The sequence below is a fragment of the Frankia alni ACN14a genome (genome assembly GCF_000058485.1).
Lineage (GTDB): Bacteria > Actinomycetota > Actinomycetes > Frankiales > Frankiaceae > Frankia > Frankia alni.
In genome coordinates this window covers 4515041-4541196 of record NC_008278.1, presented here as the reverse complement: position 1 = coordinate 4541196, position 26156 = coordinate 4515041, and the positions used below count along the sequence as shown (strand labels likewise).

6 protein-coding genes are annotated in these 26156 nt (G+C 73.6%); all 6 read left to right on the top strand.

Annotated features, from left to right (window positions below):
* Window positions 1-99: 99 nt before the first annotated feature.
* Window positions 100-969 (top strand): polysaccharide deacetylase family protein, encoded by an 870-nt coding sequence (locus FRAAL_RS18260; RefSeq protein ID WP_041939462.1) that lies wholly within the window; start codon window positions 100-102, stop codon window positions 967-969.
* Window positions 970-1140: 171 nt separating this feature from the next.
* Entirely contained in the window at window positions 1141-1992 is an 852-nt protein-coding gene (locus tag FRAAL_RS18255; protein WP_041939461.1) for a polysaccharide deacetylase family protein, read from the top strand.
* A 249-nt stretch (window positions 1993-2241) separates the two neighbouring features.
* Complete coding sequence (locus FRAAL_RS18250) at window positions 2242-3927, top strand: alkaline phosphatase family protein (protein WP_197537208.1); 1686 nt, start codon at window positions 2242-2244, stop codon at window positions 3925-3927.
* A 158-nt stretch (window positions 3928-4085) separates the two neighbouring features.
* Window positions 4086-4658, top strand: coding sequence for a dihydrofolate reductase family protein (locus FRAAL_RS18245; RefSeq protein ID WP_011605301.1), 573 nt, complete (start codon window positions 4086-4088; stop codon window positions 4656-4658).
* Window positions 4659-5665: 1007 nt separating this feature from the next.
* Window positions 5666-10510 (top strand): non-ribosomal peptide synthetase, encoded by a 4845-nt coding sequence (locus FRAAL_RS18240; RefSeq protein WP_041939460.1) that lies wholly within the window; start codon window positions 5666-5668, stop codon window positions 10508-10510.
* Window positions 10507-25584: a non-ribosomal peptide synthetase gene (locus tag FRAAL_RS18235; RefSeq protein ID WP_011605297.1), complete on the top strand. Its 15078-nt coding sequence runs from the start codon at window positions 10507-10509 to the stop codon at window positions 25582-25584. Before FRAAL_RS18240 ends, FRAAL_RS18235 begins: the two co-directional genes overlap by 4 nt.
* Window positions 25585-26156: the final 572 nt, after the last annotated feature.

Genomic DNA, 26156 nt, shown 5'->3' with positions numbered 1-26156 from the left:
GGCGGATGGCCGTTTTGGCGTCAATCCTTCCGCGCTGTCGCGCGATGGTGCGGTACACCGCGGGCCCAACCATGATCATGTTTCATAGAATGTCGGACTATGGACCGAAGAGTGCTTCTGTCGCTGCTGAGCATCGGCGCGGCGCAGGCTCTTGTCGGATGCTCGACCGGCTCCGCGTCGAGGGACTCCGCGGCCCCCGTTCCCGAAACCGCGCCGACCGCGTCGCCTTCGCCGGCCGCGTCGCCTTCGCCGACCGCGGCGCCGATCGCCGCGGCGGTCCCGGGAGCCGACGCAGGCCCCGCGCCGTCGCCCGCGCCGATTCCCGCCCCGCATCCGGGCCGTCCGGTCGTCGTTTCGCACGCGCCCGGCCGGACCCGGAGAATCGCCCTGACCATCGACGACGGCTACGACGCCTCGACGGTCGCCGGCTACGTGGCGTTCGCCCAGCGATCGAAGATCCCCATCACGTTCTCGCCGAACGGCGCCTACCGGGCGGTGTGGGATCGTCATGCCGAGGTCCTGCGTCCGCTGGTGGAGACCGGCCAGCTGCAGATCGGCAACCACACCTGGACCCACAAGAACCTGCTGCACGAGACGGACGCCGCGATCCGCGCCGACATCGAGAAGAACGAACAGTGGATCCAGCAGACCTTCGGCATCACCAGCCGACCCTGGTTCCGTCCGCCCTACGGTGCCCACAACCATCACGTCGACGGACTCGCCGGCGAACTCGGGTACACCCGGATCCTGCTGTGGGACGGCAGTTTCGGCGACTCGACCCTGCTCAGCCCGGAACAGCTCATCGGGCTCGCCCGGCAGTACCTCCAGCCGGGAACGATCATGCTCGGCCACGCCAACCACCAGACCGTCCTCGGCCTGTTCGACCAGATCGAGCAGCTGATCGAGCAGCGTCAGCTGGAGCCGGTCACCCTGGACACCATGTTCGGCACCTCTCGGGCCGTCGGCTGACCGCACACCGCCCCCGGCCGGCGATCGCCGGCTGGCGGCCTACGGCTGGCGGCCTACGGCTGGCGGCCTACGGCTGGCGGCCTACGGCTGGCGGCCCCCGGCTGGCGGCTCACTCAGGCTCCGCCGGATGTGGCCGGCCGGCCGCACCTCCGTGCCGGATAGCCTGCGCCCATGCCCGAGCCGGACTCCCGTGATTCCTCGCGTCGACGCTTCCTCGCCGGGGCCGGCGCGATGGTCGCCGCCACTGGGTTGGCGGCCTGCGCCGCCGACGGATCCACCCGCACCGAACCATCGCCTTCGTCGCCGCCGTCGGCACCGTCGCCGGCATCCGCCGCGGCCGGCGGCGGCCCATCGGCCGCGTCCGCGGCGGCTGCGGACCCAGGCGGCCCGGGCCTGGTCCCGGGGGGCAGCGCGGTGGCGGTGGCCAACGGTCCGCGGGATCGGCCCCGGGTCGCGCTCACCTTCCACCTCGGCCCGCACGAGACCGGCCAGGACCTGACCCTGGCCCATCAGCTGCTCGCCGACGCCAGCGGGCTCGCCGTGCCGATCACGGTGTTCGCCGTCGGGCGATGGCTGGATGCCCACCAGGATCTCGTCCCGGCCATCCTCGCGGGCGGCAACGAACTGGCGAACCACACCTACACCCACCCGACACTGACCGCACTGCCGGCCGACCAGGTCGCCGCCGAGATCACGGGCTGCCGGGACGTCCTGGCCCGCCTGGCGCCGACCCAGGGCCGCTACTTCCGACCCTCCGGCACGAGCACCGCCACACCGCTGATCCTCACCGAGGCCGGCGCCGCCGGGTACCGCACGGTCGTCGACTTCGACGTCGACCCGCTCGACTACACCTCCCCGGGAGCCGACGCCGTCGTCGCGCGGGTCCGGGCCGGCACCCGACCGGGCTCCATCGTGAGCATGCACTTCGGCTACCCGGGCACCGTCGCGGCGTTTCCCCGCATCGTCGCGAACCTCCGCGCGGCCGGCCTCACCCCGGTGGCGGTCCACGACCTGCTCGCCTGACCGGTCTCCCGGGCGCCTTGTCGATCTTGCGCGAGAGCTCGGCCGCTTTACAGAATGGCTGATGTGAGGACGATGTGAAAAGCCTCGGACAGTCATTTCTTGGGTGACGGATGAGAAGCGGCGAGAAATTCGGCGTAGCACGCGTGATTTCTTACCTCTCAGTTCTCTCGGGCGTCGACGATCGGCCATCCGGGCGGGCTAGCAATACGGAGCGCGCCGGTATGGTCCGGTGCGTTCGAGGAGGAATTCGTGTTCCGCTCTCCCACCCGACGGGCAGTCGGGATGGCGGCATCCGGGCTGGCCCTGTCCGGACTGGTGGCGTTCTCGGCCGCCACGCCCGCGGTCGCCGGGTCACCCGAGCACACCCGGTCTCCGGTCCGGCACGTCCTGCTGCTGTCCGTGGACGGACTGCACCAGGCGGATCTCAGCGCGTACGTCCGGACGCATCCGGGTTCGGCGCTGGCCGGCCTGGTCGGCGCCGGCGTCTCGTACACTCACGCGTCGACCCCGGTGCCGTCCGACTCGTTCCCCGGGCTGATCGCTCAGGTGACGGGCGGCAATCCGGCGACCACGGGCATCTACTACGACGACACCTTCAACCACAGCCTGCTGCCCGCCGGCACGACGTCCTGTGCCGGGGCGAAGCCGGGTGCCGAGGTCGCGTTCACCGAGGCCGCCGACCGCGACCCGAGCTCCCTGGACGCGGGGCAGGGTCTCGCCGGGCTGCCCGGCAGCATCCTGTCGATGACCGGGTCGCCCCGGACGCTGCTGGACCCGAAGACGCTTCCGGTCGACCCGAAGACCTGCACGCCGGTCTACCCGCACTCCTACCTCACGGCGAACACCGTCTTCGAGGTGGCCCGCACCCACGGCCTGGGCACGGCCTGGTCGGACAAACATCCCGCCTACGAGATCCTCAACGGCCCGTCGGGCACCGGCGTCCAGGACCTGTTCACTCCTGAGATCAACAGCACCGCTCTCGGCTACCCCGGTGGCGGCGACTGGACGAAGGACAACGCGGCCACCCGGCAGTACGACGCGTACAAGGTGACCGCGGTCCGCAACGAGATCGACGGGTACGATCACGGCCGCACCCGCCGGGTCCCTACCCCGGCGATCTTCGGGCTGAACCTCCAGTCGGTCTCCACCGCGCAGAAGCTGCCCACCTCGGACGGGCTGACCGGCGGTTACCTGCCGGGCGGCACCGAGCCGGGGCCGCTGCTGGCCGGCGCGCTCGACTTCGTCGACCACCAGGTCGGCGCCCTGGTCGCCGAGCTGACGCGGACGGGGCAGGCGGACAGCACCGTGATCATTCTGTCGGCCAAGCACGCCCAGTCGCCGACGGACCCGAACGCGCTGACCCGCATCGACGACGGCGCCGTCATCAAGGCGCTGAACGCGGACTGGGCGAAGGCGCACCCCGGCGCAGCCGACCTGGTCGCCTTCTCCACGGACGATGACATCCTGCAGCTCTGGCTGAGCGACCGGTCGCAGGCCGCCGCCGACTTCGCCCGGACCTTCGTGCTCTCCCACGACGCCACCGGCAACACGATCAGCGGCGCGAGCCGCACGCTGCCCGCCTCCGGGCTCACCACGGCGTACGCCGGCGCCGGCGCCGCCCGCTTCTTCGGCGTCCCGGCGAGCGACGCCCGCCATCCCGACGTCGTCGGCATCGTCGCGCACGGCGTGGTCTACACCGGCGGCACGAGCAAGATCGCCGAGCATGGTGGCGCGGACCCGCAGGACCGCAACGTCCCGCTCGTCGTCTCCGGCGCCGGCGCCGGCGCCCACGCGGGCCGGGTCGACGGGGCTCCGGTCGAGACCACCTCGATCGCCCCGACCATCCTCACGCTGCTCGGGCTCGACCCGAACGAGCTGAGCGCCGTCCGCAACGAGCACACCCGAGCCCTGGACGTCACGCCGATCACCCGCTAGGCCCGCGCGGGTACCGAGGCACCAGACAGGCCACCCCGTCCCGCGTGGGGACGGGGTGGCGGCGTCCGCGTCCGACGCCAGAACCCGGCCGGAGGCCGTGCGCGGCGGACACGCTTTCATGTCCCCACCACCGGACACGAGACATGACGGAGACCTGGATGCGTACCCTGATCAGCACCGCCTTCATCTCGCTCGACGGCGTCGTGGAGGCCCCGGGCGGCGAAGCCGGCTACCGGAACGCGGGCTGGACCTTCAAGGACGTCGAGTTTCTCCCCGAGGCCTTCGAGATCAAGGGACGGGAGCAGCAGGAGGCCACCGCGATCCTGCTGGGGCGGGTCAGCTACGAGGCGTTCAGTCCGGTGTGGCCGGACATGGCGGAGTTCGCGGAGTACAGGACGATGCCGAAGTACGTCGTGTCGACCACCCTCACCGAGGACGGCCTGGTCTCGAACTGGGGCGACACCACGATTCTGCGCTCGCTCGACGAGGTCGCCGCCCTGAAGGGGACCGAGGGCGGCCCGATCATCGTCCACGGCAGCGCCTCGCTGAACCACGGCCTGTCCGACGCGGGCCTGATCGACCGCTACCACCTGCTCGTCTTCCCGCTGCTGCTCGGCGCGGGCAAGCGCCTGTTCAGCACCACGGACAAGGACACCCAGAAGCTGACCCTGGTCGAGCACGGCGTCTACGCCAACGGCCTGCAGAAGAACGTCTTCGACGTCGTCCACTGATGCCGGCGCCGGTGCCGGCATCGCGCCGTGCCGCCGCCTCCTCGGACGGCCCCGCCGCCGTCCCCGGCCTGCTACCCGCCGGCCGGGGACTGCCGCGGACCGATCTCCGCATCTGCGCGTGATCGGTGGGGTACGGGAAGATCGCAGTCTGATCCCATCCCCGCCCTGTTGCATCACGGGGTTCCGCGGAACCGCGTCACGCGCCCGGTGGAGCACGTTTCTCTCCGCTCCGGTCGACTCTGCGTCGTGGACGATCCTCGGCGAGCGGCGGTTCTGGTGTCGTGTTTACTCCGCCGCCACGCCGTCGGCTGCGAACTCCGGTGTCTCGGAGGCGCCGGGTTATGGCGATCTCGAGTTCCATGGTCACGCTGTGTTCCGACGTCCACGCCTGGTTGGTCCGGATCGCGTGGCGCGGACAGGCCGTCAGAGCGTCATCGCCTACCCAGGCTGGCAGCCAACACCTGCGGATCGGCGGCTTCGGCCGGCCGTGCCGGGTCCTTGGCGCTGCCCGCGGCCCGGGTCGGTAGGGGCCGTTCCCTTGACAGAAGGCATGACCGACTGCAAGCTGGCACCAGCTTAGCTAAACCTAACCTTATCGACGCGCGCCGCTGGCCACCGCTGACGGGAGGTGTCACGCCCACGGGACACACCCGACCCGCGGCTCCGCGCACCACCGGATCACCGCCTCGGTGGGCCCGATCTCCGCGAAGCCCGGAGGCATGCCACCCAGGCGACGCCGATCTTAGCGCCAGGGTCGCCCTCGTGTTCACCCGACCGAGATGAACCTGGGCTTTCCCCTGCGCCAATTCGTTCTCTGATCCGTTCTCTCTTCGCCGTTGCGACGCACAGAGCCAACGGCTTGGTTCCGCATGCCCGAAGGCGATGAAATCGGAGGTTGGCCGCATGGCCGTGAACCCGTTCGACGACGACGGCGGTCACTTCTTCGACCCGACGAACAGCGAGGGGCCGGTTGTGGCGCGGGACGGCCGGGGCCGGACGGCCGCGCCGTGAGCGTCGACGAGCGAGCGAAGGACCCGCGGTCCCTGCGCCGTGAGCTGGCCCGGCGGCGACTCGCCGAACAGGGCCTCGCCTCCACACCGCGCCCGAGCGGTCCCCCCGCGTCCACACCCCCCTCCGCGCCCACGCCTGTATCCGCCGCCACATCCGCATCGGCGCCCGGCTCGACCTCGGCGCCGGTCGGTGCCGGGGGGACGTCCGCCCGGGGCGACCGGCCGCTGTCCGCCGGACAGCGCCGGATGTGGTCGCTGCAGAACCTCGACCCGTGCACGACCGGTTACAACGTCCGGCTCGCGCTGGACCTGACCGGACCGGTACGCGCGGACGCCCTGCGCGCCGCGGCCGAGGCGGTCGTCGCCCGGCACGACGTGCTGCGGACGACCTACCGGATGGACGGCGCCGGCCAGGTGGTTCAGGTGGTCCATCCGGCGCTCGCGCCGGTCGTCGACCAGCGGGACCTCACCGACCTTCCCGCCGGCGAGCGGTCCGCCCGCGCGGGCGAGCTGTGCGCCGCGCTCGCCGCGACCCCGTTCGACCTGTCCGCCGACTCCCCGCTGCGCCTCGGCCTGTTCACCACGGGCCCGCAGGCACTGACTCTGATCGTCGTCGCCCATCACATTGCCTGGGACGACAGCACCACGGCGATCTTCTTCGGCGAGCTGGTCGCGTTCCTGCGCGATCGCTGCGCCGTCCTGCCCGCCGCGCCGCAGTTCGCCGACGTGGCGCTGCGCCCGGTGACGGAGGACCCCGCGGCCGGGCTCGCCTTCTGGCGCGGCGTCCTCGACCCGCCGCCGGAGCCGCTCGTCCTGCCCGAGCTCACCGCCGCCGACCGGGGTGCCGGCGGCGTCGACCAGACGCGGGTGCTCGGCGCCGGGCTGGCCGCCCGGTTCCGGGAGGCGGCCCGCGAGCACCGCGCGTCCACCTTCATGATCCTCACCGCCGCCGTCGCCGTGCTGCTGCGCCGCTACGGCGGGGCGCGCGACGTGGTCATCGGCGTGCCGGTCGTCAACCGGGACGTCGACGGGGGCGCCGAGGTCGTCGGCTACCTCGGCAACACGATCCCGCTGCGGCTGCGCCTGGACGACGCGGACACCTTCGCCGCCGTCGTCGCCCAGGCGCGCCGGGTCTGCCTCGCCGCCTACGCCCACCAGGACGTCGATCTCGACGACATCGGCCGGGCGGCGGACCCCGAGCGGGCGCGGGGCGACGCCGCGCTGTTCGGCGTCGTGCTCTCGCTGCGGGCCTCGATGCTGGAGCCGTTCCGGGCGGCCGGGATCAGCGCACGGCGCCGGCACGTGCCCGGCGACGACGCCCGTTTCGACCTGACCCTCGCCGTCGAGATCGACGGCGACACCGTCACCGTCGAGGCCAACCACCCGTCGACCGGCCCGGCCCGTGCCCTCGTCGCCCGCCTGCTCGGTCACCTCGACCGGCTGCTCGACGTGGTGCTCGCCCGCCCCGACGTCGCGCTGCGCGACATCGAGCTGCTCGGCGACACCGAGCGCGACCAGCTCCTCGTCGCGTGGAACGACACCGCCGCCGTCCCGGCGCCGCAGCTGCTGCCCGAACGGTTCGCCGCCCAGGCGGCGGCGGCGCCCGACGCGCCGGCCGTCCTGGCCGACGGCGAGCGGCTGACCTACCGGCAGCTCGACCGCCGGGCGAACCGGCTGGCCCGGCTGCTCGTCGAGCACGGCGCCGGCCCCGAGTCGGTGGTGGCGCTGGGGATCCCGCGCTCGGCCGACATGGTCGTGGCGGTGCTCGCCGTCGCCAGGGCGGGCGCGTCCTACGTGCCGGTCGACCCGGACTATCCGCCCGACCGGGTGCGGCTCATGCTGACCGACTCCCGGCCCGTCCTGCTGCTCACCACCGCCGCCGGGCAGGGGGCGCTGCCCGCCGTCGACGGCCTGCGCGCGGTGCTGCTCGACGCCGCGGACACCCTCGCCCGCCTCGGCGCGCTGCCCGACCACGACCTGACCGACGCCGAGCTGGTCGCCCCCCTGCACCCCGAGCACCCGGCGTACGTGATCTACACCTCCGGGTCGACCGGCGTGCCCAAGGGCGTGGTCGTCGCCCACCGGGCGCTCGCCAACCACCTGGACTGGGCCGTGGCGCGCTTCCCCGGACTGGCCGGCCACACCCTCATGCACTCCTCGATCTCGTTCGACTTCTCGGTCACCCCGCTGCTGGCGACCCTGACCTGCGGCGGCGCGGTCGAGCTGTGCGCCGACTCGCCGGACGCCATCGCCCGGGCCGCCGGCGCGGCCACCTTCCTCAAGATCACGCCGAGTCACCTGCCGCTGCTGGCGTCGGTGCGCTTCGCCGACGACGGCCCGCGCACCCTCGTCATCGCCGGCGAGGAGCTGCGCGGCGAGGCCCTCGACCAGTGGAAGTGGAGGCGGCCGGCGGACGACCGGTTCGCCGTCATCAACGAGTACGGCCCGACCGAGACGACGGTCGGCGCCCTGCTGCACCCGGTGGACGCCGCCCCCGACGGGACTGGAACCGTCGGCGCCGTCCCCGTCGGGTCGCCGGTGGCCAACACGACCTGCCACGTCCTCGACGAGAACCTGCGCCTCGCCCCCCTCGGCGTGCCCGGCGAGCTGTACATCGGCGGGGCGCAGCTCGCCCGCGGCTACCTCAACCGGCCGGGGCTGAGCGCGTCCCGGTTCGTCGCCGACCCCTACGGGCCGCCCGGTGCGCGGCTCTACCGCACCGGCGACCTGATGCGGCGGCTGCCGTCGGGGGCGCTGCAGTTCCTCGGCCGCGTCGACGACCAGGTCAAGATCCGCGGCCACCGGGTCGAGCTCGGCGAGATCGAGTCCGTCCTGCTCGCCGCCCCCGGCGTCGCCCAGGCCACGGTGGCCGCCCGCACCGACGGCCCCGGCGGCCGGTACCTGGCCGCCTACCTGGTGCTCGCCGACGGCGCACAACCGGATGCCGCGGCCCTGCGTGCCCACGCCGCCGCGACCCTTCCCGACCACATGGTGCCCGCGACGCTGACCTTCCTGCCCGCGCTCCCGCTCTCGCCGTCGGGCAAGGTCGACCGGCGCGCCCTGCCCGCCCCCCGCTTCGGCGCCGACCCGGCCGCCGCCAGCCCGGCGCGACCGCCCGCGAGCGGCGCCGAGACGACGCTGGCCGCCCTGTTCGCCGACATCCTCGGAGTCGAGTCGGTGCGGCTCGACACGTCGTTCTTCGAGCTCGGCGGCGACAGCATCCTGGCGATCCGGCTGGTCAGCCGCGCCCGCCGGGAGGGCCTGCCGTTCACCCCCCGGGAGGTGTTCGCGCACCGCACGGTGGAGTCGCTGGCGGCCGCCGCCACGACCGTCGTCACCGATGCGGACGGCGGGCCCACCGCGGCACCCGGGGACGCCGACGGCGTCGGCCCGGTCGAGCTGACGCCGATCATGCGCGCGTTCGCCGAGCGCGGCCCCCTCGCCGACGAGCACCGGATGTCGGTCGTCGTGGAACTCCCCGCGGCGCCCGCCGCGGCGGCGCTGGAACGGGCCCTGCAGGCCGTCCTCGACCGTCACGACGCGCTGCGGGCCCGGCTCGACCGGGCCGCCGCGCCGCCCGCGCTCACGTTCGGCCCGGTGGGGTCGGTGCCCGCGGCGTCGGTGCTGCGCCGGGTCACCACCGACGGCCCGGTGTCCGCGGACCGCGTCGAGGACGAGCTCGCCGCGGCGGCGTCCCGGCTGGCGCCCGCCGACGGCCGAGTGCTGCAGGCCGTGCTGCTCGACGCCGGGCCGGCCCGGCCCGCGCGGCTGCTGCTCGTCGCCCACCACCTCGTCGTCGACGGGGTGTCGTGGCGGATCATCGTCGAGGACCTGGCCGGGGCCTGCCAGGACGCGGCGGCCGACCGCGAACCCGCCCTCGCGCCCGTGCCGACGTCCTTCCGGACGTGGGCCCGCGGCCTCGCCCGCGCCGCCGCCGCGCGCTCGGCGGAGACGGCCCGGTGGCGGGAGCTGCTCGACGGTCCCGACGGACTGCTGGGCCGCCGCCGCGCCGATCCGGCCCGCGACACCTGGTCGACCGTGCGGACCCACACCGTCCGGCTGGCCCCGGACGTCGCCGAGCCGCTGCTGACCTCGGTGCCCGCCGCGTTCTTCGCCGGGGTCGACGACGTGCTGCTCGCCGGGCTCGCGCTCGCCCTCGGATCGTGGCCGGCCGCCCCCGAGGACGCGGGCCGCTGCGCGCTCGTGCTACTCGAGGGCCACGGGCGCCAGGAGGCCGCGGTCGCCGGCAGCGACCTGGCCCGCACCGTCGGCTGGTTCACCAGCCAGCATCCCGTCCGGCTCGACACCCGAGGTGTCGACCTCGACGACGCGCTCGCCGGCGGCCCCGCCGCCGGGACGGTCATCAAGCGGGTCAAGGAGCACCTGCGTTCCCTGCCCGACCACGGGATCGGCTACGGCATGCTGCGCCACCTCGATCCGGATTCGGCGGCGCAGCTCGCCGCCCGGCCCGTGCCGCAGATCGGCTTCAACTACCTGGGCCGCTTCGAGCCATCGGGCGGCGCCGGCTGGCGGGTCGCCGCCGACGGCGTCGGCGCCGCCTACGGCCCGGGCATGCCGCTGCCCGCCGGCCTGGTCGTGAACGCGGTCACCGAGGACACCCCCGAGGGTCCGCGCCTGGTGGCGCACTGGATGTACGCCGAGGGGCTCTTCGACGCCGCGCCGGTCGCCGACCTCGCGGCCCGGTGGTGCGCCGCCCTGGAGGCCCTCGTCCGGCATGCCGCCGGCGCGGGGGCCGGCGGGCGGACCCCCTCGGACCTGTCCCTGGTCTCGCTGGACCAGAACCAGCTCGACGCCCTCGAGGCGATGTGGAGGACGACGTGAGCGCCGGCGGTTCCGCGATCGAGGACATTCTCCCGCTGTCCCCGTTGCAGAAGGGCCTGGTGTTCCACGCCGCCCTGGCCGATGACGTCCCCGCCCCCGGCCCCGCCGACATCGGCGCCACCGCCACCGCCGGCACTGGCACCGGAGCCGGTGCGGGCGCCGGCACGGACGCCTATGTGGCGCAGCTCGTCGTGGACCTCGACGGCCCCCTCGACCCCGCCCGGCTGCGCCGCGCCGCGAACGCGCTGGCGGCCCGGCACTCCGCTCTGCGCAGCGGGTTCGTCCTGGACGTCGGCAAGCCGGTCCAGATCGTGCTGCGCACGGTCGAGGTTCCCTGGACCCAGATCGACCTGACCGGTTCCGACCTGACCGGTTCCGACGCGATCGGTTCCGACCGGGCCGGCGCTGACCGGGCCGGCGCTGACCGGGCCGGGGTTGACCTGGCGGAGGCCGAGCGCCGTGCCGACGGGCTCGTCGCGGCCGACCGCCGGCGCAGCTTCGACCTGCGCCGGCCGCCGCTGCTGCGCGCCATGCTGTTGGTGTTCGGCCCGGACCGGCACCGGTTCGTGCTCACCAACCATCACGTGATCATGGACGGCTGGTCGACGCCGCTGCTGATGCGCGACCTGTTCGCCCTCTATGCCAACGACGGGGCCACCCCCGGGGCCACCCCCGGGGCCACCGACGGGGCCAGCGGCGGGGCCGTGCCCGCGCTGCCCGCCGTCCGTCCGTACCGCGACCACCTCGCCTGGCTCGCCGCGCGCGACACGGCGGCGTCCCTCGACGCCTGGCGGGCCGCGCTGGACGGCGTCACGGCGGCGACGCACCTGGTGCCCGCCGCCCAGGGGGAACCCACGGTCCTGCCCGACGAGCTGGTGGAGATGCTGCCCGCCGAGCTGGTGGCGGGGCTGACCGGGCTCGCCCGCTCCCTGGGCGTCACCCTGAACACGCTGGTCCAGCTCGCCTGGGGGATCCTCGCCGGCCGGCTCACCGGCACCGACGACGTCGTCTTCGGGGCGACGGTCTCCGGCCGGCCCGCAGACCTGCCCGGGGTCGAGGCCATGGTCGGCCTGTTCATCAACACGGTGCCGGTGCGGGTCCGGCTGCGCGCGGCCGAGTCGGTGGCCGAACTCGCCGTCCGCCTGCAGCGCGAGCAGGTCGACCTGCTCGACCACCAGCACTGCGGGCTGGCCGACGTCCAGCAGGCCGTGGGCTTCGGCACCGGCGAGCTGTTCGACAGCCTGGTGGTGTTCGAGTCGTTCCCGTTCGACGGCGCGGCGATCGACGGTGCCCTCGCCGCCGGTGGCCTGCGCGCCGCCGGGGTGCACCGGCCGATCTCCACGCACTACCCACTGACGCTCATGGTGATGCCGTCCGGCGGGGGCCTCGAGGTCACGCTCAAGTACCGCCCGCGCGAGGTCGGCGCGGACGGCGCCCGGCTGCTGCTCGCCCGGCTGCGCCGCGTGCTCGCGTCGATCGTCGCGGACCCCGGGGCCGCCGTCGCGTCGGTGCGGGTCCTGGCGGACGACGAGTCGGCGGCGATCCTGCGCCGCGCCCTCGGCGACGGCCCGCTCGACCTCGCCGATGCCACGCTGCACGAGCTGTTCGAGGCGGTCGTCGACCGCACGCCTGGCGCCGTCGCCGTCGAGTGGGACACGCACACCCTCACCTACGCCGAGCTCGACGCCCGCGCGAACGCGCTGGCCCACCGCCTGATCGCCCTCGGGGCGGGCCCCGAACGGCTGGTCGCCGTCCTGCTGCCCCGCGGGGCGGACCTCGTCGTCGCCGCGCTCGCCGCGCTCAAGGCCGGCGCGGGCTACCTGCCGGTCGACCCCGCCTACCCGGCCGACCGCATCGCGTTCACCCTGCGCGACGCACGGCCCGTCGCCGTGATCACGGAGGCCGGGCGCGACCTGCCCGCCACCGCCCCGCCCCGACTCGCGCCCGACGGTGCGGCGTCGACGGCCCGGCCCGGCCTGCCCGGCCGGCCCGAGCAGGCCGCGTACGTCATCTACACCTCGGGGTCGACGGGCGTGCCCAAGGGGGTGATCGTCCCCCACCGGTCCGTCGTCGCGCTGTTCACCGCGGCCCGGCCGCTGTTCACGTTCGGCCCCGACGACGTGTGGACGCTGTTCCACTCCTTCTCGTTCGACTTCTCGGTCTGGGAGACCTGGGGGCCGCTGCTGCACGGCGGCCGGCTGGTCGTCGTCCCGCACGACGTCTCCCGCTCGCCCGCGGACTTCCTCGACCTGCTCGCCCGCCACGGCGTGACCGTGCTCAACCAGACGCCGTCGGCCTTCTACCAGATTGCCGCCGCGGACGCCGACCAGCCGGGCAGCCGCCTCGCGCTGCGGACCGTGATCTTCGGCGGGGAGGCCCTCGACCCGGCCCGGCTCGCCGGCTGGCACGCGCGCCGTCCCGACGCGCCGCGGCTGGTCAACATGTACGGGATCACCGAGACCACGGTGCACGTGACGCACCGCGAGCTGACCGCGGACGCGTTCACCTCGTCGTCGAGTGTCATCGGCGCCGGCCTGCCCGGGTTCGGCGTGTACGTCCTGGACGGCGGGCTGCGCCCGGTGCCCGACGGCACCGTCGGCGAGCTGTACCTGTCCGGTCCGCAGGTCGGCCGGGGGTACCTGGGCCGCGCCGGGCTGACCGCGACCCGGTTCGTGGCCGACCCGTTCGGCGCGCCGGGCGGTCGGCTCTACCGCAGCGGTGACCTCGCGCGCTGGACCGCCGCCGGTGAGCTGGAGTACCTGGGTCGCTCCGACGACCAGGTGAAGATCCGCGGGTTCCGGATCGAGCCCGCCGAGATCGAGTCCGTCCTCGCGACCGCCCCGGCGGTCGCCGCCGCCGCGGTCACCGTCCGGACCGACCGGCCCGGCGGCGCCTACCTCGCCGGCTACGTCGCCGGGCACGGCGGCGGGCACACCGCCGGACACGCCCCCGGGCACCTTGACGGGCACGGCGACGGGCACGGCGACGGGCAGGGCGACGGGCAGGGCGACGGGCAGGGCGACGGGCGGGGCGACGATCGGCGGCCGGACGTCGCAGCGATTCGGGAGTACCTGGCCGGACGCCTGCCCGAGCACATGGTGCCCGCGGTGCTGACGGTGCTCGACGCGCTGCCCCTCACCGCGAACGGCAAGCTGGACCGCGCGGCACTGCCCGCCCCTGACCTCGCCGCGGCGCCGCCCGGCGGGCGACCGCCCGCCGACGGCGCGGAGCGAATCCTCGCCGACCTGTTCGCTCAGGTCCTCGGTCGGGAGAACGTCGGCGCCGACGCCTCGTTCTTCGAGCTCGGCGGCGACAGCATCATGTCCATCCAGCTCGTCGCGCGGGCCCGCGCGGCCGGCCTGCCCCTGCGCCCCCGTCAGGTCTTCGAGCTCCGCACCGTCGCCGCGCTCGCGGCGGCCACCGCCCTGCCCGAGGCCACCGGAGAGGAACCGTCGGCCCCGGGGACGCGGAGCCGGGGCGCCGGCGGGTGGACGCCCGCCGACCTTCCCCTGGTCGCCGCGACCCCGGCGGACATCGAACGCTGGCAGGCCCGCCACCCCGGGCTCGTCGACGTGCTGCCGCTGTCCCCGCTACAGGAGGGGCTGTTCTTCCACGCCCGCTTCGACGCGGACGGCGTGGACTTCTACGCCGTCCAACTGGTCATCGACCTGCGAGGAGCACTGGACGTCCGCCGGCTGCGGACGGCGGCCCGCGCACTGCTCGACCTGCACCCGGCCCTGCGCACCGTCTTCGTCGACGACGAAACCGCACCCGTCCAGGTCGTGCTGGGCGACGTCGAACCCGCGTTCGGCGTCCTCGACCTCACCGTCCAGGACCCCACCACCGTCCAGGACCCCACCACCGTCCAGGACCCCACCACCGTCCAGGACACCACCACCACCCAGGACTCCACCGCGGAGAGCGAGGCGGCAGCCGCGACCGCGCTCGAGGAGTTCCTGGCGACCGATCGCACCACCCGGTTCGACCTGGACGTCCAGCCGCCGCTACGGTTCACCCTCGTCCGACTCGGAGCCCGCGAACACCGGCTCGTGGTGACCACCCATCACCTCGTCCTCGACGGCTGGTCCACCCCGCTGGTCATCCGCGACCTCCTCGCCCTCTACCAGTCGTCAGGCCAGGCGGACGTCACCCTCACCCGGCCGCGGCCCTACCGGGACTTCCTCGCCTGGCTGGCCGGCCAGGACCGCGCAGAGTCCCGAGCCGCCTGGGCGGAGATCCTCCAGGGGGTCGACGAGCCCACCCTGCTGGCCGGGCCCGACGTGCGCGAGACCGGCGTCATCCCCGACGCCGTCCTCGACGTCGTGCCGGCCGCGGTGACCGCGCAGCTCACCGGCACCGCCCGCCGGCGTGGCGTCACGGTCAACACGCTGCTCAGCGCCGCCTGGGGCCTGGTGCTCGGACGGCTGACCGGCTCCGACGACGTCGTCTTCGGGGTGACGGTCTCCGGCCGGCCGCCGGAGATCACCGGGGTTGAGTCGATGGTCGGCCTGTTCATCAACACCATTCCCGTCCGGGTCCGTTGGTCGCCGGGGGAGACCGCGGGGGTCCTGCTGGGCCGGCTGCACGAGGCTCAGATCGCGGTACTCGACCACCAGTACCTCGGCCTGACCGAGATCCAGGGCGCCGCTGGCATCGGCGGCGGCCGGCTTTTCGACACGCTCATGGTGTTCGAGACGTTCCCGCTGGAGACGACCGACCTGCTCGACCCGGCCCGTTCCGGCGGAGTGACCGCCGAAGTCGGCCTGCCCCGCGGATACACGCACTACCCGCTGACCCTGCTGCTCATGCCCGACCAGGACAAGCTGCGCATCAAACTGGAATACCGCCCGGACCTGTTCTCCGAGCAGACCGCCCGGACCATTCTGCGGCGTTTCCTCCACGTGCTCGGCCGCCTCGCGAGCCAGCCGGAAATCTCCCTCTCCCAGCTCGACGTCCTGTCGGCGGAGGAGCGCCGCGACCTCGTGGAGGAATGGAGCGGCGCGCAGGTGAGCGTCGCGGGCACTCCGTCGAGTTCCGGCGGATTCTCGTCGGTGGTGGGTGTGTGGGATGGGGTGGTGGCTGCTGGTGGTGGTGAGGTGGCGGTGGTGTGTGGGGGTGTGTCGTTGTCGTTTGGTGAGGTGGATCAGGTTGCGTCGCGGTTGGCGGGGGTGTTGCGGTTGGTGGGGGTGGGGCCTGAGGTGCGGGTGGGGGTGGTGGTGCCGCGGGGTGTGGAGGTGGTGGTGGTGATGGTGGCGGTGTGGAAGGCGGGGGGTGTGGTGGTGCCGGTGGATCCGGCGCATCCGGTGTCGCGGGTGGGTGTGGTGGTGGGGGAGGCGGCTCCGTTGGTGGTGGTGACGTCGTCGGTGGTGGCGGACAGGGTGGCGCAGGCGGGGTTTGTGGGTCGGATGATTCTGGTGGACGACCCGGATTCCTGGCCGGAGGTGAATCCCGATACAGATACGGATTCGGGTTCGTTCGCGGACACGAATGTGGGTGGGGGTTCGGGTTGTGGTGCGGGGGTGGGTGCGGGTTCGGCGGCGTATGTGGTGTTCACGTCGGGGTCGACGGGGCGGCCGAAGGGTGTGGTGGGTACGCATGGTGGTCTGGTGAATCTGGCGTTGGCGCATCGGGCGGCGGTGATTGATCCGGTGGTGGTGCGGCTGGGGGGCCGGCGGTTGCGGGTGTTGAACGTGTTGTCGTTTGCGTTTGACGGGTCGTTGGATCCGCTGGTGTGGATGTTGGCGGGGCATGCGATGCATGTTCTGCCGGATGGTCTGATGGGGGATGCGGCGGGGATCGTGCGGTTGGTCCGCGACGAGCGGATTGATTTTGTGGATGTGCCGCCGTCGTTGTTGGAACTGCTGGTGGATGACGGTTTGCTGTCCGGTGGGTGGGTGCCGTCGGTGGTGGCGACGGGGGCGGAGGCGGTGGGTTCCCGGTTGTGGGATGCGCTGGGTTCGGCGCCGGGTGTGCTGGGGTTGAATTTCTACGGGCCGACGGAATGCACGGTGGATGCGACGTGGACGGCGGTGGAGTCCGGGGTGGGGCCGCATATCGGCCGGCCGGTCGCGGGGCTGCGGACCTTTGTGCTGGATGGTGCGTTGTTGCCGGTGCCGGTCGGTGTGGCTGGGGAACTGTATGTCGGCGGTGTCGGGGTGGCCCGTGGGTATGCGGGTCGGCCGGGGGAGACGGCGTCGCGGTTCGTCGCGGATCCGTTCGGGGATGGGGAGCGGCTGTACCGGACGGGGGATCTGGTGCGGTGGCAGCCCGAGGGCACGTTGGAGTTTTTGGGGCGCGCGGACGAGCAGGTGAAGATCCGTGGCTATCGGGTCGAACCCGGTGAGGTCGAGGCGGTACTCGCCGGCCTGCCGGGGGTGAACCAGGCGGTGGTGGTCGCCCGCACCGACAACGGCGTCACCCGCCTGGTCGGCTACGTCACCGCACATCGCCCCACCCCGCTCGACCCCGACCGCGGGGACGCCTCCGCAACGGGTCCCGGGGACGCCTGCGCGGCGGATCGGGGTGGATCGCTTGATCCCGATCAGCTTCGGGTCGCGGTGGCGGCGGTGTTGCCGGACTATCTGGTGCCCGCGGCCGTGGTCGTGCTGGCGGCGTTTCCGGTTTCGCCGAACGGCAAGCTGGACCGCCGGGCGTTGCCCGCGCCGACGTTCACCGGCGGGGCGAGCACGGGCCGGGTGCCGGCGACGCAGACCGAGCGGCTGCTCGCGGGGCTGTTCGGGGAGCTGCTCGGCGTCGACGACGTGGGTCTCGACGATGCGTTCTTCGCCCTGGGTGGGCACTCCCTGCTCGCCGCCCGCCTCATCGCCCGCGTCCGCGCGGCGACGAACCTGCCCGTCTCGATCCGCTCGGTGTTCGACGCCCCGACGATAGCCACCCTCGCCGCCCACCTGGACGCGCTCGACGCGCAGCCCAGCTATCCCGCGCTCACCGCGGCCGACCGACCGGACCCCCTGCCGCTGTCGGCAGCCCAGCGGCGCCTGTGGTTCCTCCACCGGCTCGAAGGCCCGTCGAGCACCTACAATCTGCCGTTCGCCACCCGGCTGACCGGTCCGCTCGACGTCCCGGCCCTGCGTGCCGCCGTCCAGGATGTCGTCGCCCGGCACGAGACCCTGCGCACCGTCTTCCCGGAGGTCGACGGGACGCCGGTGCAGCGCATCCTCGACGACGTCACCGTGCCGTTCTCGTACCTCGATATCACCGAAGATCGACTTGCGGCCGCGATCCGTGACGTGCACGAGACGCCGATCCGGCTGGAGACCGAGATCCCGATCCTGGTCCAGGTGCTGCGGGTCGCCGCCGACGACCACGTCCTGGCCATGGTCATCCACCACATCGCCGGCGACGAGGGCTCGACCACGCCGTTCCTGCGCGACCTGGCGACCGCCTACGCGGCCCGCCTGCGCGGCGGCGCCCCGGCCTGGTCACCCCTTCCGATCCAGTACGGCGACTACACCCGGTGGCACCAGGAGCTGCTTGGCGCGCCGGACGCGCCCTCGGAGCTGGCCGAGCGTCAGCTCGCCTACTGGACGACGATCCTGGCCGGCCTTCCCACCCAGGTGGAGCTGCCCGCCGACCGACCCAGGCCCGCGGTCCCCGTCGCGGGCGGTGGGCGGGTGCGGGGAGAGATCCCCGCGACGACCATGGCAGCGCTGCGTCCGCTGCTCACCCAGACCGGAACCAGCGAGCTCACGTTGGCGCACCTGGCCGTCGCGGTCACCCTGCACAAGCTCGGCGCCGGCGCCGACATTCCCCTGGGCGCACTGGTTGCCGGCCGCGTCGACCCCGCCCTGGAGCCCCTGGTGGGCTTTTTTGTGAACACGGTGGTGGTCCGACTCGACCTCTCCGGTGACCCGACCCTGCGCGAGCTGCTCTCCCGGGTCCGGCGTAGTTCGCTGGACGCCTACGCCCACGCCGACGTCCCGTTCGACAGCGTGGTGGAACGGGTCAACCCCGAGCGCGCCGCGGGCCGCCATCCGCTCGTCCAGACCCTCGTGGACTACTGGAACCCGGCGACCGGGAACCCGGGGCTCGACGGTCTCGACCTGGCACCGCTGGAATCGGCCGAACCGGCGGCCGCGAAGTTCGACCTTGGGTTCACCTTCACCCCGGCCGCTCGCGGTGGTGGCCTGCTCGCCTCCGTCGAGTACGACGCCGACCTGTTCGACCGGGTGAGTGTCGAACGCATTCTGGCGCGTCTCGGTCGCGTGCTCGCCGCCTTCGCGGGGAACCCGGACCTTTCCCTGTCCGGAGTGGGTGTTCTTTCCGCCGAGGAGCGCGAGCTGCTGCTGCGCGAGTGGAGCGGGGTTGCGGCACCGAATCCGGCCGCGCTGCCCGCCGGCTCCGATTCCGCCGAGGCTGTCGGCGCGGATCCGGTTTCGTTCTCGTCGGTGGTGGGTGTGTGGGATGGGGTGGTGGCTGCTGGTGGTGGTGAGGTGGCGGTGGTGTGTGGGGGTGTGTCGTTGTCGTTTGGTGAGGTGGATCAGGTTGCGTCGCGGTTGGCGGGGGTGTTGCGGTTGGTGGGGGTGGGGCCTGAGGTGCGGGTGGGGGTGGTGGTGCCGCGGGGTGTGGAGGTGGTGGTGGTGATGGTGGCGGTGTGGAAGGCGGGGGGTGTGGTGGTGCCGGTGGATCCGGTGCATCCGGTGTCGCGGGTGGGTGTGGTGGTGGGGGAGGCGGCTCCGTTGGTGGTGGTGACGTCGTCGGTGGTGGCGGATCGGGTGGCGCAGGCGGGATTCTCGGGTCGGACGATTTTGGTGGATGACCCGGATTCCTGGCCGAGGACGAGTGCGGGGGCAGGGTCGGAGGCGGATTCGGGCTCGGATGTGTATGTGCAGGCGGGTTCGGATTCGGTTTCGACGGCGGGGTCGGGTTCGGTGGGGTTGGGGGCGGCGGCGTATGTGGTGTTCACGTCGGGGTCGACGGGGCGGCCGAAGGGTGTGGTGGGTACGCATGGTGGTCTGGTGAATCTGGCGTTGGCGCATCGGGCGGCGGTGATCGATCCGGCGGTGGTGGGTCTGGGGGGCCGGCGGTTGCGGGTGTTGAACGTGTTGTCGTTCGCGTTTGACGGGTCGTTGGATCCGCTGGTGTGGATGTTGGCGGGGCATGCGATGCATGTTCTGCCGGATGGTCTGATGGGGGATGCGGCGGGGATCGTGCGGTTGGTCCGCGACGAGCGGATTGATTTTGTGGACGTGCCGCCGTCGTTGTTGGAACTGCTGGTGGATGACGGTTTGCTGTCCGGTGGGTGGGTGCCGTCGGTGGTGGCGACGGGGGCGGAGGCGGTGGGTTCCCGGTTGTGGGATGCGCTGGGTTCGGCGCCGGGTGTGCTGGGGTTGAATTTCTACGGGCCGACGGAATGCACGGTGGATGCCACCTGGACGCCGGTGGAATTCGGGGTGGGGCCGCATATCGGCCGGCCGGTCGCGGGGCTGCGGACCTTTGTGCTGGATGGTGCGTTGTTGCCGGTGCCGGTCGGTGTGGCTGGGGAACTGTATGTCGGCGGTGTCGGGGTGGCCCGCGGGTATGCGGGTCGGCCGGGGGAGACGGCGTCGCGGTTCGTCGCGGATCCGTTCGGGGATGGGGAGCGGCTGTACCGGACGGGGGATCTCGTGCGGTGGCAGGCCGACGGCACGCTGGAGTTCCTGGGCCGCGCGGACGAGCAGGTGAAGATCCGTGGCTATCGGGTGGAGCCGGGTGAGGTCGAGGCGGTGCTGGGTGGGCTGCCGGGGGTGGGCCAGGCGGTGGTGGTCGCCCGCACCGACAACGGGGTCACCCGCCTGGTCGGCTACGTCACCGCCGACCAGCCCACCACGGTCGACTCCGACCGGGGTGGCGCTCGCGCGGCGGATCGTGGGGACGCCTCCGCAGGGGATCGGGGTGGATCGCTTGATCCCGATCAGCTTCGGGCTGCCGCCGCGGTGGTTCTTCCGGACCATCTGGTGCCCGCGGCCGTACTTGTCCTGGCGGCGTTTCCGGTTTCGCCGAACGGCAAGCTGGACCGCCGGGCCCTGCCCGCGCCGACGTTCACCGGCGGGGCCACCACCGGCCGGGTGCCGGTGACGCCGACCGAGCGTCTGCTCGCGGGGCTGTTCGGGGAGCTGCTCGGCGTCGACGACGTCGGCCTCGACGACGCGTTCTTCGCCCTGGGCGGGCACTCCCTGCTCGCCGCCCGCCTCATCGCCCGGATCCGGACCGAGACCGGCGCGGAGACGCCTGTCCGCGCCGTCTTCGACACCCCCACCGTGGCCGGCCTCGCGGCGGTGCTGGACGCCGAGCGACCCCCCTCGGCGCGGATTCCGCTCGGCCCCCGGCCCCGGCCGCAGCGGCTGGCGCTGTCCGCCGCCCAGCGTCGGCTGTGGTTCCTCGACCGGCTCGAAGGCCCGTCGAGCACCTACAACGTCCCCTTCGTGGCCCGGCTGCGCGGCGACCTCGACGTCGCCGCCCTCACCGCCGCGTTCGACGACGTCGTCGCCCGGCACGAGTCCCTGCGCACCGTCTTCCCCGACGACGGTGGCACGCCCTACCAACGGATCCTGACCGAGTGCCGGGCGGCGGTCAGCCTCGTCGAGACCGGCGAGGGAGAGCTGCCCGCCCTGGTCGCCGAGGCCGTCGGTCGGCCGTTCGACCTGGAGACGCAGCCGCCGCTGCGCGTGCACCTGTTCCGCCTCGCGGCCGACGACCACGTGCTCGGGCTGGTGGTGCACCACATCGCCGGGGACGAGTGGTCGACCGACCCGCTGCTCACCGACCTGGCGACCGCGTACGCGGCCCGCTCGGCGGGCGCCGCGCCGGCGTGGCGGCCGCTGCCCGTCCAGTACGCCGACTACACGCTGTGGCAGCAGGAGCTGCTCGGTGATCCCGACGACCCCGACAGCGTCCTCGCCGGCCAGCTGCGGTACTGGACGCGGACCCTCGCGGAGCTTCCCGAGGAGATCCCGCTGCCCGTCGACCGCCCGCGCCGCGCCGGGTCGCCACCGCGCGGCGGGGAGGTGCGTTTCCCGGTTCCCGCCGGTGTCGTCCAGGGCCTGCGCGACCTCGGCCGCGACACGGGCACGACGGAGTTCATGACCGCGTGCGCCGCCGTGACGGTCCTGCTCCACAAGCTCGGCGCCGGCCGCGACATCCCGCTCGGTGCGCTGTCCGCGGGCCGCGGCGACGAGGCGCTGCACCACCTCGTCGGCTTCTTCGTCAACACCGTGGTGCTGCGCACCCGCCTGGACGGCGACCCGACGCTGCGCGACCTGCTGCTCGACGTGCGGGAGACGGCGCTGGACGCCTACGCCCACGCCGACGCGCCCTTCGACCGGGTCGTCGACGCGGTCAACCCGGAGCGGGCCGCGCGGCGGCACCCCCTGTTCCAGACCATGGTCGACTTCCGTGAGGCCGGGACCGCGGCGGCCGGGCTCGCCGGGATCGACGTCTCCGCCATGACCGCCGGCGACGCCACCACCGACGGCGACGGCGACACGACAGGCGGCGACGACACGACAGGCGACGGCGGCACGACCGGTGGGGCGAAGTTCGATCTCGCGTTCGACTTCACGCCGCGTGCGGACGGCACCTACGACGGCTGCGTGGAGTACGACGCCGACCTGTTCGACCGGGCCACGATCGAGGGTTTCGCCGCACGGCTCGTCCACACGATGCGGATCCTCGGCACCGCCGCCGAGACGCGGTTGTCCGCGCTGGACGTGCTCAGCCCCGACGAGCGGCAGCGTCTGCTCGTCGAGTGGACCGACACCGCCACCCCGGTGGCCGACACGACGGTGCCCGTGCTGTTCGCCGCGCAGGCGGCCCGCACCCCGGGCGCGCTCGCCCTCGTCGACGGCGACGCCCGGCTGAGCTACGCCGACCTCGACCGCCGGGCCGACGCCGTCGCCGCCGGGCTGCTCGCCCTCGGCGTCGGCACCGAGGACGTCGTCGGCGCCCACCTCGACCGCTGCGCCGACCTGGTCGCGACGCTGCTCGGCATCCAACGGGTCGGCGCGGCCTTCGTACCGCTGGAACCCGGCTGGCCCGCCCGCCGGATCGCCGACATCCACCGCACGGCCCGGCTGCGCGCCGTGGTCAGCGCCACCGGAACCGGGCTGCCCGACGAGCTCGACGTGCCCGTCCTCCTCGTCGGCGACCTCCCGGCCGCGTCGGCACCCGTCCCGGTCGCGCCCCTGCACCCGGACGGCCTCGCCTACGTCATCTACACCTCGGGTTCGACCGGCACCCCGAAGGGGGCGATGATCGGCCACCAGGCGATCGCCGCCCGGCTGCTGTGGCAGCGCGGGCTGCTGGACTTCGGCCCCGGCGATGCCGTCCTGTTCAAGGCCCCGCTCGGCTTCGACATCTCGGTCAACGAAGTCTTCCTGCCGCTGGTGACCGGCGCCACCCTGGTGATCGCCAGACCGGGCGGCGAGCGGGACGTCGACTACCTGCTCGAGCTGATCACCCGGCACCGGGTCACCTTCACCTACCTGGTCGCCTCGATGCTGGACATGCTCCTGCAGCTGCCCGGCATCGACGGGGCCGCCGGCACGCTGCGCCACGTCTGGTGCGGCGGCGAGGCCCTCACCCCCGAACTGTTCGGGCGCTTCCGCGCGACGCTCAACGCGGTGATGTACCACGGGTACGGCCCGGCGGAGGCCACCATCGGCGTCAGCCACGACATCTACCGCGACGACGCCGAACGGTTCGGCATCAGCATCGGCCGGCCCAACCCGAACACCCGCCTGTACGTGCTCGACGAGGTGCTGAACCCGGCGCCCGTGGGGGTGCAGGGCGAGCTGTACGCGGGCGGCCTCCCGCTCGGCCGCGGCTACGTCGGCGACCCGTGTCAGACCGCGGCCCGGTTCGTGGCCGACCCGTGGACGCCCGGGGCCCGGCTCTACCGCACCGGCGACCTCGCCCGGTGGACGGCCGTCGGCACGCTGGAGTTCGTCGGGCGGGCCGACCACCAGGTCAAGATCAGGGGGATGCGGGTCGAGCTCCAGGAGATCGAGGCCGCGCTCGGCGAGCACGACCACGTGCGGCAGGCGGTCGTCACGGTGCACCGCAACCCTGGCGGCGCCGCGCATCTCGTCGGCTACGTCACCGGCCTGCCCGGCGTCCCTGGCCTGCCCGGCGTGCCCGGCGTGCCCGGTGCGGAGCCGGACGTCGAGGGCCTGCGCCGGTGGCTGGCGGGCCGGCTGCCCGACCACATGGTGCCGACGATCATCCAGTCGCTGGACGCCATCCCGCTGACGCCCGCGGGCAAGGTCGACCGGCGGGCCCTGCCGGCCCCGCAGCTGCGGGGCACCGGCCGGGAGGCGGGCTCGGCGACGGAGAAGACGCTCGCCGGTCTGGTTGCGGACCTGCTGGCGGTGGCGGAGGTGGGCCCCGACGACTCCTTCTTCGCCCTCGGCGGGGACAGCATCGTCTCGATCCAGCTCGTCGCCCGAGCCCGCGCGGCCGGGCTGCGGATCACCCCCGGCGACGTGTTCACGCATCGCACCATCGCCGAGATCGCCGCAGCCGCCGACGCCAGGGCGGCCGCCGAGCCCGCGGGACCGCCCGCCGCCACCCACCCGGCGACGGGACCGGTGCCCCTCACCCCGGTCATGCGTGCGGTCCTCGAACGCGACGGCCTGCGGTCCCGGTTCGCCCAGACGGCGGTGCTGGTGGCGCCGGACGGGTTCGACCTCGCCGCGATCGAGGCGGCGGCGGGCGCTCTGCTGCGCCGCCACGACGTCCTGCGCGCCGTCGTCACCCCGGACGTGGACGGCTGGGCCATGGTCGTCCCGCCCTTCGCCGAGCCGCAGCGGCCGGTCGTGCGCCGCATCGTGCTCGGCGACGGCCCGGATGCGCCGTCGAGTGCCGCGGTCGTCCGCGCCGAAACGGCCGCGGCGGCGGACCGGCTGGACCCGACGGCGGGACTGCTGCTCCAGGTGGTCTGGTTCGACGGCGGGCCGGCGGGCGGTCTGATCTCGGTGGTCGCGCATCACCTCGCCGTCGACGAGGTGTCCTGGCGGATCCTCGTGCCCGATCTCGCCGACGCCCTGCGGCGTGTGCGGACCGGGCTCGCACCCGACGACACGCCGATCGGGACGTCGTTCCGGCACTGGGCGCTCGGCCTGGCCGACGCGGCGGTCCTGCCGGCCCGGGTCGCCGAGCTGCCGATGTGGCGGGAGATGACCGGCGGCGACGAGGCCCCACTGGGCGCGCGGCACCTGGACCCGAGCCGCGACCTGAACTCCACGCTGCGCACCGCCCGGGCGGAGCTGGCGGCCGGGACGACCCGCCCCCTGCTCACCGACGTCCCCGAGGCGTTCTTCACCGGAGTGGACGACGTCCTGCTCGCGGCCCTGGGCCTCGCCGTCGCGAGCTGGGGCCGCGACCGCGGCCGCCACGCCCCCCACCTGCGCATCGCGCTCGAGGGCCACGGGCGGGAGGAGGAGGCCGTGCCCGGCGCCGACCTGTCCCGGACGGTCGGCTGGTTCACCACCGTGTACCCCGTGCGGCTGGACCTGACCGACGTCGATCTCGACGACGCCCTCGCGGGTGGTGCCTCCGCGGGACGGCTGGTCAAGGCGGTCAAGGAGAACCGGCGGGCGATGGCCGACCACGGCCTGGGCTACGGGCTGCTGCGGTACCTCAACCCGGCGGCCGGCGCCGAGCTGGGCCGGTCCCCGGCGCCGCAGATCGTCTTCAACTACCTGGGTCGGTCCAGCGGCGAGGCCGATCGGGGCCCGTGGTCGACGGCGGCCGGCTTCGCCGATCTCGCCGGCTTCTCCGACGAGTCGGCCCCGGCCGCCGCCTGCCTGACGGTCACCGCGCTCACGCAGGACACCGACGCCGGCCCCGTCCTGCGCTCCTCCTGGTCCTACCCCGCCGAGCTGTTCGGCGACGGTGAGGTCGACGCCCTCGCCGCGGCGTGGGGCACCGCGCTCGCCTCCCTCGCCGAACACGTCACCAGGGGCACCGGCCGCGTCGGCGGCGCCGGCAGCGGGCACACCCCGTCGGACATGCCCCTGGTCGACCTCGACCAGAGCACCCTGGACGCCTTCGAAGAACGGTGGCGGATCCTGTGAGCGGGCCGGCTCCGGACGCCCGTCACCGCTGTCCCGACGGTGTGCCGGCCGTTCCCGGACGGCTTTTCCGTCCCCGTGCGCCGCCGCCGGCGGCGATTCTCAGCCAGCATCTTCCTCCGAACACGGCCAGGCCGATTCGGCGATTTCGTGCGCCCTTTTTTCGTGGCCCTCCAACAATGGCTCGACTCGGCTATCCGTCACCAACGTTGCGAAACCGCAGATGGTGGGGTTAGGCTCACCTTAGTGACGGGTGGTCAACCGGGCCGGAGTGTTCGACGATGCGCCGTGAACCCGGCGGTCGGCTCCCCGTCAAGAGCAATGAGACCGGCTCTCCTTAGCTACTCCTAGTTGCTGGCAGATCCTGACGACTGCCACGAGACGAGGACAAACGCATGCACATCCCCGTGACTGGTGGACGCCCACGGAGTCGTCGCGACATCCTGTTCTTCGGCGCTGCCCTGGGTTCCACCGCTTTGCTGAGCGCCTGCGGCGGGGACACCACGGGTCCGACGGCGACCAGCACGGCCGGAACAGCCGGAACGGCCGCGGGAGCGTTTCCGGTCACCATCAGG

What these genes read in the sequence shown, in the direction of transcription:
- FRAAL_RS18260 (WP_041939462.1), top strand. Translation starts at nt 100, where the DNA reads ATGGACCGAAGAGTGCTTCTGTCGCTGCTGAGCATCGGCGCGGCGCAG.
- FRAAL_RS18255 (WP_041939461.1), top strand. Translation starts at nt 1,141, where the DNA reads ATGCCCGAGCCGGACTCCCGTGATTCCTCGCGTCGACGCTTCCTCGCC.
- FRAAL_RS18245 (WP_011605301.1), top strand. Translation starts at nt 4,086, where the DNA reads ATGCGTACCCTGATCAGCACCGCCTTCATCTCGCTCGACGGCGTCGTG.